Genomic DNA, 15,641 nt, shown 5'->3' with positions numbered 1-15,641 from the left:
GGTTCTCTTATCTCCTCAGTCATGGAATTGCCGGTCCGGCCGCGCCGGGTGATCGCCCGCCCGTCAGCCGAAGAGTTGCGCGCGCTGACCGAGCGGATGCCGAACTGCCTGAAGACGAGGCACGGCAACGTCAACGTCCAGACCCGCGTCGTCGCCCGCAGCAAGGCCTCCACGTTCATCGTCACCGACGACACCGTGCTGCACCGCGGCCACCCGACGATCTCCCGCGAGGAAGGGGAGCGGGTGGCGCGCCTGCAGGACGACTACATCCGGACGCGCGACATGGTGGTGGTGGACGGCTACATCGGCAACGACCGGAGGCTGCGCACGCCGGCCCGTCTGATCATCGAGTCCAGTAACGCCAACATCGCCGCGATGCAGCAGTGCCTCTACTACCCGCTGGAGCGCGGGGACGAGGCCGGCTTCGAGCCGCAGGTGACGGTCATCTACACACCGAACCTCAAGGCGGCGGACTACCCGAACGAGCGGCTGATCGCGGTCGATCTCGAGCGCCGGATCACCCGGGTGTTCAACTCGGACTACTTCGGCGAGTCGAAGAAGGGCGGCCTCAGGATGTGGAACAAGCTCGTCTACGACCGCGGCGGGCTGGCGATGCATGCGGGCTGCAAGATCATCCCGGTCGACGGCCGGGACCGGGTCGCGCTGATCATCGGGCTGTCGGGGACGGGCAAGACGACGACCACGTTCTCGAAGCAGAACGACTCGAAGCCGGTGCAGGACGATTTCCTGGCGATCCTGCCGGACGGCAGCATCCACGCCACGGAGAACGGCTGCTTCGCGAAGACGTTCGGCCTGTCGGAGGAGACCGAGCCGGCGATCTACCGCGCGGTCCTGAAGCCGACCTCCTACCTCGAAAACGTCTCGCAGAAGGGCGGCGAGATCGACTTCTTCGACACCTCCTACACGCAGAACGGCCGGGCGGTCTTCAAGATGGCCGACATCGAGGGGGCCGGCGACGCGCGCTCGATCAAGAAGGCGGATCTCCTCCTGATCCTGAACCGCAACGAGGACGTGATTCCGGCGGTGGCGCGCCTGAGCGGCGTGCAGGCGGCGGCCTTCTTCATGCTGGGGGAGACGAAGGGGACGAGCGCCGGCGGCGCCGAGGAGGCCGGGCGGTTCCTGCGCATTCCCGGGACGAACCCGTTCTTCCCGCTCGACCACAGCCTGCAGGGGAACCGCATCCTCGAGATCCTGCGGGCCAATCCGATGGAAGTCTACCTGATGAACACCGGGCGGGTCGGCGGCGGCGAGAGCGACGGGCGCAGCCTCAAGGTCAAGATCCGCCACAGCAGCGCCATCGTCAAGGGGATCGCCGAGGGGACGATCGCCTGGGAGCGCGACCCGGACTTCGGATACGAGATCGCCGCCCGGGTCCCCGGCCTGGAAGGGGACGACGAGCGCCTCCTGCGCCCGCGCGCTCTCTACGAGCAGCAGGGGCGGGCGGACGAATACGCGGCCATCGTCGCGCGCCTGCGCGCCGAGCGGCGGGAGTACATGACGACCTTTCCCCGGCTCGATCGCGACATCGCCGAGTCCGTGTCCTGAGCCTGTTCCGGACGAAAGTCACCCGGAAATGTTTGACTCCCGCCTGCGAATCGCTTAGGATGGCGTGCGTTTTTTAACCGAAGTCCCGCAAGGAGAGGGAAATCACATCATGGCACAATCCTTTTCGAAGTTCGTGGCCGGCTGCGCGGCGCTCCTGATCGTCCTGTTCGCCGTCGCCTGCGCGGCCCAGCCCACGCCGGACCAGACCTCCACGCCGACCACCACGACGTCGGAGGCCCCGGCCCAAGGAACGGCCCCGGCCCCCGCGGACCCGGCCGCCCCACCGGCGGAGGGCGCCGCCCCCGCGCAGGGTCAGGCTCCTGCCGGCGAGCAGCCGCCGCAGAACTAGATCGAAGCGCCCGAGCGCGCCCGCAAGCGGGGCGTGACGGACGGTGAAGCCGAAGGGGGATGAGGACCACGTCCTTGTCCCCCTTGTTCTTTCCGGGGTATTCTCTCCGGGCGATGCCGGTCACGGTGTACACCGTCGGCCACTCCAACCGCTCGTTGGAGGCCCTGCTCGGCATTCTCCGGGCGCACGGGATCGAGTGCCTCGCGGACGTCCGATCGGTGCCGCGCTCGCGGCACAACCCCCAGTTCAACGCCGAGTCGCTGGCGAAATCGCTCCCTCCCGCCGGAATCGACTACGCGCCCGTGCCGCGTCTGGGCGGCCTGCGCACGCCGCGCGCCGACTCGCGCAACCTGGCGTTCCGGAACGACAGCTTCCGCGGCTATGCCGACTACATGGAATCACCCGAGTTCGACAGGGGGATCGCGGATCTGCTGGCCCTGGCGCGCGCGAAGCGCACGGCCATCATGTGCGCCGAGGCGATCTACGACCGCTGCCACCGGTCGCTCATCTCGGATGCGCTGGTGTGCCGGGGCGTCGAAACGCTGCACGTTCTCGACGAGAAGAGGAGCCTCAGGCATCCCCTGTCACCGTCCGCGCGGATCGTGGACGGCCGGCCGACCTATCCCGCCGCGCAGGGGTCCTTGCCCGACCTCGCGGCCGGTGAAGACACCTGAACGCCGGAGCGGCATCGGATGAGCCGGAGCCCTGATTATCGCGGGGTCCTGTTCGACGTGGACGGCACCCTCCTGTCGAACGACGAGCCGGTTCCCGGGGCGGCGCAGGCGATCGAGCGGCTCCGCGCCCGCGGCGTCCCCTTCCGCATCGGGACCAACACGACGCGCCGCCCGAGGTCGGCGGTGGCCGGGGTCCTCGGGCGCGGCGGCATCCGCGTCACGATCGACGAGGTCCTCAACCCCGCGGTCCTCGCGCGCCGGCGCATCCTCGAGTCCGGCCGCACGCGGGCGGCGCTTCTGGTCCCGCCCGGAGCGCGCGAGGATTTCGCCGGCGTCACCGACGACGAGACGCGTCCCGACTGGATCGTCCTCGGCGACCTGGGCCGGGGCTTCACGTTCGAGGTCCTGAACCGCGCCTATCACGGGCTTCGTGGAGGCGCCCGCCTGATCGCCCTGCACAAGAACCGCGTCTGGAACAACGGAGTGGACGGGGTCGTCCTGGACGCCGGTCCCTACGTCGCCGCGCTGGAATACGCCTCCGGCGTCGAGGCGGAGCTGGTCGGGAAGCCGTCGCGCCGGTTCTTCGAGCTGGCCGTCGCGGAGATCGGCCTGCCGCCCGCGGAGGTCCTGGTGGTCGGCGACGATCTCGAGGCCGACTGCCGGGGCGGCGCCGCCGCCGGCTGCCGGACGGCGCTGGTGCTGACGGGGGGAACCACGCGGGCGGCGCTCGAGACGTCCGGCTTCACGCCCGATCGGGTGTGCCTCTCGGTGGCGGAGATCGCCTGAGGGGCCGGCTTAAGGCCTCAGAGCAGGTCCAGGACGCACAGGTGGTCGTAGAAGGCGTCGAAGTTCTGCTGCCCGGCGTTCGGAAAGAGGTCCATGAGCTGGCCGTACGCCTGGTGGAGCTTCTGGCTCGAGTTCTTCAAGTGGAGACCACGCGACTTGTAGACCTCGCGGTTGTCCTGCCCACGCGCCCCGACCTCCAGCGCCTGGGTCCAGGTCTCGAAGAAGGCCCGCTGGTCCCGGATGGCCTCGACCAGCAGGGCCTGCACCTGGCGCAGGTTCTCGGGGGCCGGCAGGGCGTCGAGCCGCGCGACCAGGGCGTCCACGCGGTCCCGGTACTCCGGAAGCGATCTCCCTTTTCGTCCCTCCGACTGGAACCACGTCCAGGCCTGCGCCTTCTCGACGATCGCGAGATCCACCAGCTCGAAGAGGCGCGACAGGTACGCGGCCTCGTCGCGGGTGAACCCGGCGGAGGCCGGATCGAGGTTGGCATGGCGGTGGGCCATCTCCTCGTAGGCCTGCTGGACGGTGATCGGGCCCGAGGCGGCGAGCGTCAGGCCGGGAATGAGCAGCGCGGCGATGGCGGCCATGGTGGCGACCGCCAGGGCGGTCATCATTTCGACGGGCGGCGGGATGTAGGGATCAGTCTTTCGCTTCGCGGACTTTTTCTTCACGGGGGTCCTCCTGGGGGGTGTGATCCAGCTCTTCGTGGAGGCTGCCGTAGATCGCCTCCCGGTACGCTCGCTCCTTCGTCAGGTCGCCGAGCAGGTGGTGCGCATCGGACAGCTTGAGCATCAACGCGACGTGGGGTGCGGCGCCGTCGGCGCTCGTCTCCCAGAGCCGGAGGGCGTCCTGCGCCTCCCCGGCGAGGAACGCCGCGTCCCCCTGCCGCTCCAGCCAGTCGGCCGCGGGGAGGCTCATTGCTTTCATGTGATCGGCCGTCCGCTTCGCGTATCGCGAGGCCTCGCGATAGGCCTGGCGCAGGAGGAGGACGTCGAAATACTCCTCGGGGCGGAGCGCCTCGTGAAGGCAGGCGCGCCAGTCGTCGGGAAACCGCCCCTGGATCATCCGCACGAGCCCCGGATCGATCCGCCGGGACACGGCCACGAGGGCGCACTCGCTTCGTGGATCGTCCGGCACCCCCTCGGCGGGCGGCCGAAGCGGCTGCTCGGCGGCGGCCGGATCGCCGCGCGACAGGGCGATCATCGCCAGGAGCAGAGGCAGGCGCGGATCGTCACGCCAGGCGGCGTAGACCCCGGAGAGCCGGACGTCGGCCTCGTCCCGGCGACCCAGGGCGGCCAGCGCCAGGACCGCCGAGGCTTCGTAGAACGCAGCCCTCTGCCCGGACTCCGCCGCGACGGTGAAGAGCTCCAGGGCCCTTGGGGCCTCGCCGCGGGCGAGCGCTGCGCAGCCCGACTGCCACGCCCCGATCGCCTTGAGCGCGCGCGCCCCTCCGGTCGATCCCCCGGCCGCCAGGGGCACGGGGCGACCCTCGAGCATCGTCTCGAGAGCGGGCAGGAGACCGTCCCGCTTCAGGCCCGAGACGTCGTCGGGCGTGAGGCCGAAGTCGTCGAGGCCCAGCGCCGGCAGGCAGCTCGGTCGCGCGCGCACATGGAGCCGCAGGTCGCTCCAGGTGTCGAAGAACAGCTTCCGGCGCCCGGGCGCCACGAACGGGGCGAGCGGGATCGGCCGGTCCAGGGTGAGCAGGATGTCGTCGACGTAGTAATCGACGTTCGAGGTGTCGTGCCCGTTGTCGCCGATGAACGAGAACTTGTCGACCGCCGAGCCCGGCTCGTTGAAGGCGTTCGGCTGGGCCCTCAGGGAGACCAGGGTCCCCGCGCGCCCCTCCTCGCGGATCGCCAGGTCGTAGGTGCCGGCGCCGACGTCGTACGCCAGGTCGACCAGGTACCAGGTGAACGGCCGCAGCGGCAGGAGCCGAATCGGGATGCTGTCGGAGTAGTGGTAGAGAGCGCCGCCGCGCGTCTGCAGCCAGAACGCCACGCCCCCCTTCTTGAAGGTGAACCACGCGGGGCCCGCCAGCGCGATGTTCAGCTGCTCGAGCGGGTCGGCCATCATCAGGGCGAAATGGGCGTACAGCGTGCCCGTCTCGCGCAGCGGGAAATACCCCTGCAGCTCCGGGAAGTTGCCGTCGTCCGCCACGTCCCGGATCTCGACGGAGCGGTAGCCGCTGGTGCGGAAGGCGGTCGACAGGTGCACCCGCCCCTTCGCCTTCTCGAACACGGCGAACGTGTCGGGGCCGGTGGCCAGGTCCTCATCGTCGAAGCTGTAGCGGACGAGCGTGCTCGAGGGGGACGCGGCCTCGAGCCGCGCCTGCGGGACGGCGAGAAGCGCCGCCGCCAGCAAGACCGCTGCTACATTGCCGAGCGATAGCGCTCGAGCCATCTTCGCCACTCCGAGATCGCGGCGTCCCGCTCCGCGTCGGAGCCGGACGGGTTGAACCCCTTCGACTGTCCCGTGTGGATGACCAGGGCCCTCAGGGCGATGTCGCGCACCTGCGCCTCGGGGTCGCCGAGCGCGTCGATCAGCCGCTCGAAGAGCCGGAGCTTCTGCGCCTCGCTCAGGTGGATCTGGTCGTGCGCCAGGGCGCACGCCGCCTTGTCGCGGAAGAGCGGATTGTCGTCCCGCCGCATGGTGTCGAGCAGGGCGTCCACGACGTCGGGGTCGCCGCTCACGCGCCCGATCGCCCATTGCGCCTGCAGGCGCAGGCTGTCGTTCTGCGTGTGCAGGTCGCGCATCAGGACGCGCTTGGCCTCGACAGACTTCCAGCCGAGGGCGTAGAAGACCGTGGCGATCGCGGCCCGCTCCGGCTCGCCGGAGCGCTCGTACAGGGACGCGAGGGCCGGCAGGACCGGCGGACCCAGGGCGCGGATTTCGTCGAGCCGTGCATCCGGGAAGACCAGGCCCTTCACCCGGGCCTCGTCGATCGGCGCGGCCGCCAGGCTGGCCAGGACAACGGCGAGCATCACGAGGAGCCGGAGCTTGGGTCGGGCCAGGGCGCACCTCCGAGGTCGTTCCCTGGCAATGTAGGTCCGGCGCGGATCTCCGGGCAACGAGGAACGGCCCCGGAGGCCCGCGAGTTACAGGACCGTCATCGGAAAGAGGAAGGTGAGGTAGACTGCGGAATCCGGAATCCCGGCCAGGGAGGGACCGCACGGTGTCGGAAGGCGGCTGCCGCCAGGGTCACGAGGGGGCGCGAGTGGCGCGTCGCCCGGGCGGAAAGCGGTTCCTGCTCGAGGTCAGGCAGCGCATCGCCACGCTGACCTTCAATCGCCCGCCCGTCAACGTCCTCGACATCATCGCTCTCAGGGAAATGACCGCGGCCCTCAAGCGGGTGGTCGGACGCGAGGACGTCGGCGCCCTGGTCGTGGCGGGGGCCGGCAAGGCGTTCAGCGCCGGGGTGGACGTCGGCGAGCACCGCGCCTCGACGGTGCACGCGATGATTCACGGCTTTCACGATTTCTGCCGCGCTCTCCTCGAGTTTCCCCGGCCGACGGTGGCGCGGGTGCACGGCGCCGCGCTGGGGGGAGGGTGCGAGGTGGTCCTGTGCTGCGACGTCGCCGTGGCCGCCGCTTCGGCCCGCCTGGGGCTGCCGGAAATCTCGCTCGGAGTCTTCCCGCCCCTGGCAGCCGTCCTTCTCCCCCGCGTCTCCCGTCGCGCGGCGGCGAGGCTGGTCCTCCTGGGGGAGGATTTCGAGGCGGAGGCGGCGCTCCGGCTCGGTCTCGTGAGCGAGGTCGTCCCCGACGAGCGGCTCGGCGGGCGCGTCCAGGAGCTGGCGGCCAGGGCGGCGAACCTGTCCTCCGCGGCGCTCTCGCGGGCCCGCCGGGCTCTGCGCCGCGGGGGCGAGGGCTCCTTCGAGGAGGCGCTCCGGGCCGTGGAGGCGATCTACCTGGACGACCTGATGCGGACGGAGGATTCCTCCGAGGGGATCGAGGCCTTCCTGGAGAAGCGGCCGCCCCACTGGAAGCACCGCTGACGGAAGGCCTGGACCCGGCCCGGTACTCGGACAGGCTCCTAGAGCGCCGGAGCCGCCGCCGGCTCGGCCTGCCCGACGAACGCCGCGAGATCGTCCAGGGCGCGGCGGACCAGCGCCGCCTTCTTCTGCTTCTTGTCGCGGATCTCCCGGGGGAGTGGCGGGAGCAGCCCGAAGGCGATGTTGGTCGGCTGGTAGTGGGTCGGATCGGACGACGAGATGTAGCGCGACAGGGCGCCCAGGGCGGTCGTCGCCGGGAAGATGAGGGGCGGCTGGTCCTCCGCCAGGCGGGCGGCGTTGAGTCCGGCGATGAGACCGGAGGCGGCCGACTCGAGGTATCCCTCGACCCCCGAGATCTGGCCCGCGAAAAACAGATCGCGGCGGCGGCGCGCCTGGAAGGTCGGCAGGAGGATCGCCGGGGCGTTGATGTAGGAGTTCCGGTGCACCTGCCCGAGGCGCGGGAACTCGGCGCGCTCGAGGCCGGGGATCATCCGGAAGACCCGGACCTGCTCGCCGAACCTGAGATGGTTCTGGAAGCCGACCATGGAATAGAAGTCGGCCGCCAGGTTGTCCTGACGGAGCTGGACGACGGCGAACGGCTGGCGGCCGGTCTTCGGATCGACGAGGCCGACCGGCTTCATCGGCCCGAACGCCAGGGTGTCGCGCCCTCGCCGGGCCATCTCCTCGATCGGCAGGCAGCCTTCGAAATAGAAAATCTCCTTCTCGAAGTCGTGCGTCGGCGCCTCGGCCGCGGAGAGGAGCGCCTGGTGGAAGGCGTCGTACTCCGTCTCGGTCAAGGGGCAGTTCAGGTAGTCCTCCCCCCCCTTGCCGTAGCGCGAGGCGCGGAAGACCTTCGCCAGGTCGATCGAATCGGCGTCGACGATCGGCGAGATGGCGTCGAAGAAGTACAGGTAGTCGCGCCCGGTGAAGGAGGCGATCGCGGAGGCGATGGCGTCCGATGCCAGGGGCCCGGTCGCCACGATCGCCGGTCCCTCGGCCGGGATGGCGCGCACCTCGCCTCGGACGATCCGGACGTTCGGGAGCGCCTCGATCGCCTCGGTCACGCCGCGGGCGAAGCGTTCCCGGTCCACCGCCAGGGCCCCGCCGGCCGGCACCTTGACCGAGTCGGCGACCCTGATGATGAGCGAGTCGCAGCGACGCATCTCCTCCTTGAGCAGGCCGGACGCCGTGTCGAGCAGGTTCGACTTGAGCGAGTTGGAGCACACGAGCTCGGCCAGGTCGGAGGTGGCGTGGACGGGCGTCCCCTTGACCGGGCGCATCTCGTGCAGCTCGACGCGCAGACCGCGGCGCGCCGCCTGCCAGGCCGCCTCCGAGCCGGCGAGCCCTCCTCCAACGATGATGATTCGCGATCCGCCCACGTGGCGACGCTCCCGGGTGATGTGAGACTCCCGCGCCAGGGTTGTCCGCGCGGGTATTGGGCCTGAAGAAGAGCGGGATTATAGCATGCGGGGATCCGAGGACGGCGCCACCAGGAGCCGGCCCGATACTCGGACCGGCTCCCGGGAGGACGCGAGGGCCGCGGTCAGTTGGCCGCGCCGACCTGATGGGCGAGGGCCCTGAACTCGGCCCTGCCGGCCTCGTCCGGCAGCGCGGCCTCGACCGTCATGGCGTCCGGCTGGCCGGACATGAAGAGAAGAACGGCGAACCCGACGAGGATCTCGGGTGCCGTGAACCGGCAGTGGCCGTAGCGGGCGATCGGGATGTTGACGTGGCGGCCGAACGACCCGGTGAGCAGCGTCTTGAGCGTGTAGAGCGGCTGATGCCAGTAGGGAATGATCGGGTCGCCGGTCGTGTGCAGAGTGACCAGGGGGCGCGACAGGCGGCCGGACGTCTGGTAGCCGGTCTGGATCGCGCCGAGGGCCGAAAACTCGGGAAGGAAGCGCGCGACCCCCCGGTTCAGCGCCGCATCGTCGTCCGAGCCCCTGTACGTGCGGAACATGTTCCCGAACGGCTGGCCGCCGAGCTTGGCCCGGACGTCGTTCGTGCCGAACACCACGTACCAGGCGAGCCCGAGGATCGTCTCCTCGACGGTGGCCGGATCGGCCGGGTCCACGGAGGCGCGGGTGACGGCCAGGAGCTGCCGGGCGGCGTCGGGGTTCGCGACGACGGCCGCCCGGATGGCCGGCTCGTAGACGGCGAAGAAGTCGTCGATGACCGGGGCGGGGACGTCGACCGCGCTCCCGGGGAGGACTCCGGGAAAGAAATAGTCGAAGACGACGCGGAAATCGCCGTCGTAGTTGAGCTGTCCGCGGAAATCCCCGATCGGGCCGCAGGCCGACAGGCCCCCGGCGAAGACGTCCGGGCGCCGCTCGACGGCGAGGGCCGTCACCAGCCCTCCCTCCGAAGGTCCGACCAGAAAGACGCGTCGCGCCCGACCATGGGCCGTGGCGAAGAGGCTCACCAGGTCGACGACGTCGTCGATCCCCTGCACGACCGCCAGGCCGTTCGTGGCGTAGCTCGTGGTGGCGAAGGCGAAGCCGATGGAATTGACCAGCTCCGGCACGGACGTCCCGTCCGGCAGTTGGAGCTGGTCCTCCGGGATTCCGACCGGTTCGTTGAACCCGACGTAGCCGTGCGCGTAGATGACCAGGTCGCCGTTCCAGGTCTGGGGCATGCAGATGCGGTAGATCGCCCCGCTTGCCTGCGTGCCGTCCGGGTCGCAGGTGCTGACGGCGGCGGTGGCCGGACCGAGCATTGCGAGAGCGAGCAGCAGAAGGACCGGCAGCGTCCGGGTCGGCCCAGCCATGGAATTCCCCGTAGATTGTGGACACCTTACCTCCGAAGCCGGCTCCCGTCAATTACAATGGGCCGGACGGCGGGGCCGGATGCCCGCAATGTCCCGCGCGAGGAACCGATGGGCCCGACGAAGAAGATCGCCGTCGTCACAGGTGCCAATCGCGGCATCGGCTTTGAAGCCTGCCGCCAGCTGGCGCGCCGCGGCATGAAGGTCATCCTCGCGGCGCGCGACGAGGCGAAGGGGCGGGCCGCGGCGGACAGTCTGAGGCACGAAGGGCTCGACGTCGAATTGGGCCGCCTGGACGTGGCCGACGCCGAGAGCGTCGGCGAGTTCGCCCGCCGGATCGAGACGGAGCACGGGCGGGTCGACGTGCTGGTGAACAACGCCGGGATCATGCTGGAGAAGCACACCTCGGCAGAGCGGGGCTTTCCGACTGTCTTCGCGGCGCGGATCGAAACCCTGCGGGAGACGATGGAGACGAATGTCTACGGGGCGCTCCGGGTCACCCAGGCGCTCCGGCCGCTCCTGCCGGACACGGGGGACGGGGCGCGCATCATCAATGTCTCGTCCGGCATGGGCCAGCTGAGCGACATGAACGGGGGCTACGCCGCCTATCGCATCTCGAAGGCGGGGCTCAACGCGCTGACCCGCATTCTCGCCGACGAGCTGAAGGGGACCGCCATTCGAGTGAATTCGATCTGCCCCGGCTGGGTCAAGACCGAAATGGGCGGGGCGGGGGCCCACCGCTCCACGGAGCAGGGGGCGGACACCATCGTCTGGCTGGCGACGGCGCCCAAGGTCCCGACCGGCGGCTTCTTCAGGGATCGGAAGGCGATTCCCTGGTGAGCCGGCGCTGCCTGAAGAAGGAGGACAGCCGGCGCCCCGGCCTCGCAGGCGCGTCTCCGCCCGTCCCGTAGCCGAGCTCCGCCAGAAGATCCCCCGCCACCGCCTCGAACCGTCTCCGCATGTCGGCCCCCATGTCGCGCTTCCACCTCTCGACGCCCGACGGATCGGGCGGCCGGCTCTCCGGGTCCTGCCGCTCGTGGAAACGCTCCATGTTCGAATCGTACGGAAGGTCGATGAACTCGCACACGCGGCGCAGCTCGGCCGGCGGGTCGGTGATCAGCCGCTCGTAGCGGACCTCGAGGTAATGCGCGCACCCTTTCGCCAGCATCCGCGTCTTCAAGATACGTGCGCGCCAGTCGGCGGCGAGCGCCTCGATCTCGCCGTCCGGGGCGAACCAGAGGCCGGTCACCGACAGCGCGGCGTCGCGGCCGTCCCGGATCACCTGGATGAAGCGGGCCTCGGGGAGGACCGACTGGATCGCGTCGAGGTGCGCCCCGTACGCCGGCGTCCGGTCCCCCCAGCGCGGCTTTCCGAGGCGCGCGGCGCAGAGACGATAGAAGGCCCGCACTCCCTCGCCCAGGTCGAACGGCTCGATCGCCGCCAGGGCCGTATCAAATTCCTCGGACTCCAGGTGGAAGCCGCTCCAGGCGGGCGACAGCGTCACGATCCGGAAGAAGGCCTCGCGCCCGTCCGCCATGCCGGCGGCGAGGATCCTCCGGGCGTCGGGGACGAACCCCGTCTCCGCCGGAATCGACAGATCGGGGTGGGAGTCGAGCATCTGACGAAGGAGGGTCGTCCCGGAACGGGGCACGCCTACAATGAACGGGAATGGTGGACGCATGGAAGGGGGCATTGTACAGCGGGAGTTCATTCCGGGCGATCCGAGGTGAGACATGACGAAGAATTTTCTGATGGGCCTCATGGTGGCCCTGGCCCCGATTTCGACGCCGCACCCGTCGGAGCGGCCGGTGCACACCTTCTCGATCGTGGCGCGCGATCCCGGGACGGGGGAGATGGGCGTCGCCGTGCAGTCCCACTGGTTCAACGTCGGCTCGATCGTGCCGTGGGCCGAGGCGGGCGTCGGCGCGGTGGCGACCCAGTCGTTCGTCGATCCGGCCTACGGCAAGCTGGGGCTCGACCTGATGCGCGCCGGCCGGAGCGCTCCCGACGCGCTCAGGGCCCTCCTGGCCGGCGACGAGGGGCGCGAGGTGCGCCAGGTGGCGATGATCGACGCGCAGGGGCGCGTGGCGGCGCACACCGGCGGAAAGGATATCCAGGCGGCCGGCCACATCGTCGGGGCGAACTACTCGGTCCAGGCGAATCTGATGCTGAGCGATGCCGTGTGGCCGGCCATGTCGCGCGCCTTCGAGGCGACGAAGGGGGATCTCGCCGAGAGGATGCTGGCGGCGCTCGACGCGGCGCAGGCGGCGGGAGGGGACATCCGCGGCCGGCAATCGGCGGCCCTCGTCGTCGTGGCCGGCAAGCCGACCGGGAGGTCGTGGGACGACCGTCTCTTCGACCTGCGCGTGGACGACAGCCCCGAGCCGCTCCATGAGCTCCGCCGACTGGTCACCCTGCAGCGCGCCTACGGCCACATGAACGCCGGCGACCTGGCGGTGGAGAAGAAGGACAACGACCGCGCGCTCTCCGAATACGCCGCCGCCGCGAAGCTCGTGCCCGACAGCGCGGAGATGGTCTACTGGTGGGCGGTGGCCCTGGTGAACATGGGGCGGGTCGACGAGTCTCTGCCGCTTTTCCGCAAGGTGTTCGCCATGGACAGGAACTGGGCGACCCTGACGCCCCGCCTGCCACAATCGGGCCTCCTCCCCGACGACCCGAAGCTCATCGACCGGATCGTCAAGGCGGGTAAGGACTGAGTCATGCGGCCGACGGCCAAGGAGCCCGTGCTGGCCGCGGTCCTGGCTCTTGTCGCGCTGACCCGATCGGCCGCGGCGGACAGCCGGCCACGCGGTGCCTCGCCCGGCCCCGCCCCCCCGGCGGCACGGCACCAGGCTCGTCCCATGGTGCTCGAGGATGTCGTCGCCTTCAAGACGATCGCCGACATCCGGGTGTCCCCCGACGGCAGGACGGCGGTCATCGAAGTGCGCGCGGCCAGCCTGGAGGAGAATCGCTTCGCAACCGATCTCTTCATGGTCGACCTCGCCGGGGAGGCCGCGGTGCGGCCGCTCACTTTCTCGAAGGGGCCGGACGCCCACCCGCGATGGTCCCCGGATGGCCGGCGCATCGGTTTCCTCTCCGACCGCGGCGGCACGACGCAGGTCTGGGCCCTGCCGCGCGACGGCGGCGAGGCCCTGCCCCTGACCGCGCACGCGCAGCCGATCGCCGATTTCGAGTGGGCCCCCGACGGACGGCGACTGCTCGTGCTGTCCGCCGACCCCCCGAGCGCCGAAGCGGAGAAGCGCACGAAGGAGAAGGACGACGGCTACCTTCTGGGCGAGGAATGGAGGAACGACCGCCTGTTCGTCACCGAGGTTCCGGCCGGATCGCCGACGGAGGCCCTCCAGGCGGCGGGGGCCCCGCCGGCGGCCGGCGGCCTCAGGCCCCTGACCGACGGGCGACGGCACGTGCGCGAGGGGGCGGTGTGGTCGCCCGATGGCGGCCGCATCGCGTTCATCTCGACGCCCAGCGCGGAAGAGGACTCCTGGGAGGAGGGCAAGGCGCAGGTCGTGACCGTCGCGACCGGCGAGGTCACCGACGTCCGCGGTGGCGATCGGGCGACGGCGCCGGCGTGGTCGCCCGACGGGCGCTGGCTGGCCTTCATCCGGCCGTACGACGGGCAGGGGATCTCGCGCGCGGATCTGTTCCTGTGGCCGGCGGTCCCCGAGGTCTGCAGGGCGGGTGACGATGCGGCGTGGGACGCGACGGCGCCCCTGGACCGCGAGGCGGAGGAGATCAGGTGGAGCGCCGACAGCGCGGCGGTCGACGTCTTCTACAGCGAGGGAGCGGTGCACGCCATGGCCCGCGTCCAGATCGTCGGTGCCTCGAAGCCGATCGAGATCGGCCGTGCCGGCGCCTTCGTGAAGGGGCCTCCGAGGGTCGTCTGGGCCCCCGGGCACACGATCAACCTGCCGCAGCGCGCCGGCCTCGGCTGGGTCTACGTCCGGGGCGATCGTCCGGCCGAGGTCTGGAAGGCGGTCCCGCCGAAGGCGGGGCGCCCGCTGACCGTTCTGAACGAGGCCGCCGGCCGGCTCGACCTTCCGGTCATCGAGACGGTCCGCTGGCCGGGACCCGTCGGGCCGATCGAGGGGGTGCTCGTCAGGCCAAGCGTCCTTCCGGCCTCCCGCCGCTATCCGCTGATCCTGAGACCGCACGGGGGCCCGCGCAGCCATTCGACGGTCGACTTCGACCCGCAGGCCGCCTGGTTCGCCGCCAGGGGATATCTCGTCCTGAAGCCGAACTTCCGAGGCAGCACCGGGTACGGTGACGCGTTCACCCGGGCCAACGTCGCCGACTGGGGCGACGGGCCGCTGGGGGACGTCCTGAGCGGCGCCGACGATCTGATCGCCAGGGGGCATCGCCGACGGGGCGCGCCTCTTCTGGTACGGCTGGAGCTACAGTGGGTATCTCGCGAACTGGGCGATGGCGCACACCGATCGCCTGCGCGCGGCGGTGAGCGGCGCGGGGGTGGCCGATCTCCGCATGCAGTACATCCTGAGCGACGCGCGGCGCTGGAGGTTCGACTACTTCGGGGGAAGCCCGTTCACGGGACACCAGGCGATCTACGAGAAGGAGTCTCCGATCACCCACGTCGCCTCGGCCAGGGTGCCGACGCTGTTCATCACCGGCGAGAAGGACGAGCGATGCCCGCTGCCGCAGAGCCTGATGATGCACCGCGCCCTCGCCGACCTGGGAGTCGACACGGCGCTTCTGATCTATCCGCGCGAGGGGCACGAGTTTTCGGAGCCGCGGCACATCCTCGATCGCCTGCGCCGGGCCGCGGAGTGGTTCGAGAAGCACGATCCGGCGCGCGGGGGTTGATTCCGGGGGCGGGGGAACGAATATTGGCTGCATGAGCGCCCGAGCGGCCCTGGTCGCGATCCCGATCCTGTCCCTCCTCGTCTCGACCGCGGTCGAGCCTGGCGTGAAGTACGGCGACGCCGTCCCGGCCGTCATCCGGCCTTCCGACCTCGAGCGAATCCAGCGGGTGCTGCACCTGGCGCGCTTCTCGGTCATCGCGGCGGTGCGCCTCGGTGCCGAGGAGGGGCGCGAGGCGGTGATCGCCGAGCCGCTCACGGACGAGGCGCTCGCCAAGGTGAAGGCCGCCTGCGAAGCGGGCGGATTCTGCCCCGATCCGGTCGGCTTCGTGGCCGCGCGCGTCCGGATCGTGGTCCTGGATGGGCCGGATGTCGTGCCGGTCGTGACCATCGAGAAGGAGGCGCAGTACCGGGGGAGACGCCTGGTCGATCTGGAAGGGCTTGGGCTCGGGGGGAACATCCTGGGCTGGAACGGTCGCGCCGAGGCGGCAAACGGCCACGTCGCGCTCGCCTTGACCCCCATCACCGAGATCGACGGCGGCCGGGCCGGCGCGGGTCTCGACCCGCCCGTGCTCATCCGCTGGAACCCGGATCGCAACCGCTTCCAGACCTACGACTGTGTCAGGGCGGAGGACGACGCGGTCCGTTGCGGCTTTCAGGACGAGCCTTCGGACTGAAG

Annotated in this window: 15 protein-coding genes; 9 read left to right on the top strand and 6 right to left on the bottom strand. The window is 70.6% G+C overall.

Going from position 1 to position 15,641, the window contains the following annotated elements; genetic code table 11:
• The 4 genes from VGV60_16975 to VGV60_16960 form a co-directional block, all read left to right on the top strand.
• Positions 1-1,566, top strand: a 1,566-nt coding sequence (locus VGV60_16975; GenBank protein ID HEV8702966.1) for a phosphoenolpyruvate carboxykinase, incomplete at its 5' end; no start/stop codon positions are given.
• Positions 1,567-1,675: 109 nt separating this feature from the next.
• Positions 1,676-1,915 carry a hypothetical protein gene (locus VGV60_16970; protein ID HEV8702965.1) on the top strand — a complete coding sequence of 80 codons (240 nt, stop codon included), beginning with the start codon at positions 1,676-1,678 and terminating at the stop codon, positions 1,913-1,915.
• A gap of 74 nt (positions 1,916-1,989) precedes the next feature.
• Positions 1,990-2,589, top strand: a complete 600-nt coding sequence (locus tag VGV60_16965) for a DUF488 domain-containing protein (GenBank protein HEV8702964.1) — start codon at positions 1,990-1,992, stop codon at positions 2,587-2,589.
• Positions 2,590-2,607: 18 nt separating this feature from the next.
• Positions 2,608-3,375: an HAD-IIA family hydrolase gene (locus tag VGV60_16960; GenBank protein ID HEV8702963.1), complete on the top strand. Its 768-nt coding sequence runs from the start codon at positions 2,608-2,610 to the stop codon at positions 3,373-3,375.
• 17 nt (positions 3,376-3,392) lie between these two features.
• Here VGV60_16960 and VGV60_16955 read toward each other — a convergent pair whose 3' ends face one another.
• From VGV60_16955 to VGV60_16945, 3 genes are read right to left on the bottom strand one after another with little or no spacing between them, the layout of a single operon-like run.
• Positions 3,393-4,046: a hypothetical protein gene (locus VGV60_16955; GenBank protein ID HEV8702962.1), complete on the bottom strand. Its 654-nt coding sequence runs from the start codon at positions 4,044-4,046 to the stop codon at positions 3,393-3,395.
• The gene (locus VGV60_16950; protein ID HEV8702961.1) at positions 4,015-5,775 is read right to left on the bottom strand and encodes a hypothetical protein; all 1,761 of its coding nucleotides are present in this window, start codon (positions 5,773-5,775) and stop codon (positions 4,015-4,017) included. The genes VGV60_16955 and VGV60_16950 overlap by 32 nt, the downstream gene beginning before the upstream one ends.
• Positions 5,745-6,356, bottom strand: a complete 612-nt coding sequence (locus VGV60_16945; GenBank protein ID HEV8702960.1) for a hypothetical protein — start codon at positions 6,354-6,356, stop codon at positions 5,745-5,747. The genes VGV60_16950 and VGV60_16945 overlap by 31 nt, the downstream gene beginning before the upstream one ends.
• Before the next feature lie 233 nt (positions 6,357-6,589).
• On the opposite strand from VGV60_16945, the gene VGV60_16940 reads away from it, so the two are divergent.
• Positions 6,590-7,366, top strand: a complete 777-nt coding sequence (locus VGV60_16940; GenBank protein HEV8702959.1) for an enoyl-CoA hydratase/isomerase family protein — start codon at positions 6,590-6,592, stop codon at positions 7,364-7,366.
• Positions 7,367-7,404: 38 nt separating this feature from the next.
• Here the strand turns inward: VGV60_16940 and trmFO are convergent, their stop codons facing one another.
• Complete coding sequence (trmFO, locus tag VGV60_16935) at positions 7,405-8,742, bottom strand: methylenetetrahydrofolate--tRNA-(uracil(54)-C(5))-methyltransferase (FADH(2)-oxidizing) TrmFO (protein HEV8702958.1); 1,338 nt, start codon at positions 8,740-8,742, stop codon at positions 7,405-7,407.
• 164 nt (positions 8,743-8,906) lie between these two features.
• Complete coding sequence (locus tag VGV60_16930) at positions 8,907-10,130, bottom strand: hypothetical protein (protein HEV8702957.1); 1,224 nt, start codon at positions 10,128-10,130, stop codon at positions 8,907-8,909.
• Positions 10,131-10,238: 108 nt separating this feature from the next.
• Here VGV60_16930 and VGV60_16925 point away from each other — a divergent pair, with 108 nt between their 5' ends.
• Positions 10,239-10,967, top strand: coding sequence for an SDR family oxidoreductase (locus VGV60_16925; protein HEV8702956.1), 729 nt, complete (start codon positions 10,239-10,241; stop codon positions 10,965-10,967).
• Here VGV60_16925 and VGV60_16920 read toward each other — a convergent pair.
• Positions 10,939-11,808 carry a sulfotransferase gene (locus VGV60_16920; GenBank protein ID HEV8702955.1) on the bottom strand — a complete coding sequence of 290 codons (870 nt, stop codon included), beginning with the start codon at positions 11,806-11,808 and terminating at the stop codon, positions 10,939-10,941. The two genes, VGV60_16925 and VGV60_16920, sit on opposite strands and share 29 nt — an antisense overlap.
• Before the next feature lie 52 nt (positions 11,809-11,860).
• Between VGV60_16920 and VGV60_16915 the strand changes: the two genes are divergently transcribed.
• The 3 genes from VGV60_16915 to VGV60_16905 are packed head-to-tail and all read left to right on the top strand — an operon-like array spanning position 11,861 to position 15,639.
• Positions 11,861-12,844, top strand: coding sequence for a DUF1028 domain-containing protein (locus VGV60_16915; protein HEV8702954.1), 984 nt, complete (start codon positions 11,861-11,863; stop codon positions 12,842-12,844).
• A gap of 3 nt (positions 12,845-12,847) precedes the next feature.
• Complete coding sequence (locus tag VGV60_16910) at positions 12,848-15,001, top strand: prolyl oligopeptidase family serine peptidase (GenBank protein HEV8702953.1); 2,154 nt, start codon at positions 12,848-12,850, stop codon at positions 14,999-15,001.
• Positions 14,998-15,639 carry a hypothetical protein gene (locus tag VGV60_16905; protein HEV8702952.1) on the top strand — a complete coding sequence of 214 codons (642 nt, stop codon included), beginning with the start codon at positions 14,998-15,000 and terminating at the stop codon, positions 15,637-15,639. Before VGV60_16910 ends, VGV60_16905 begins: the two co-directional genes overlap by 4 nt.
• The last annotated feature ends 2 nt before the right edge of the window (positions 15,640-15,641 follow it).

The sequence above is a fragment of the Candidatus Polarisedimenticolia bacterium genome (genome assembly GCA_036001465.1).
Taxonomy (GTDB): domain Bacteria; phylum Acidobacteriota; class Polarisedimenticolia; order Gp22-AA2; family Gp22-AA2; genus Gp22-AA3.
This window is presented reverse-complemented; position numbering and strand designations above follow the sequence as displayed.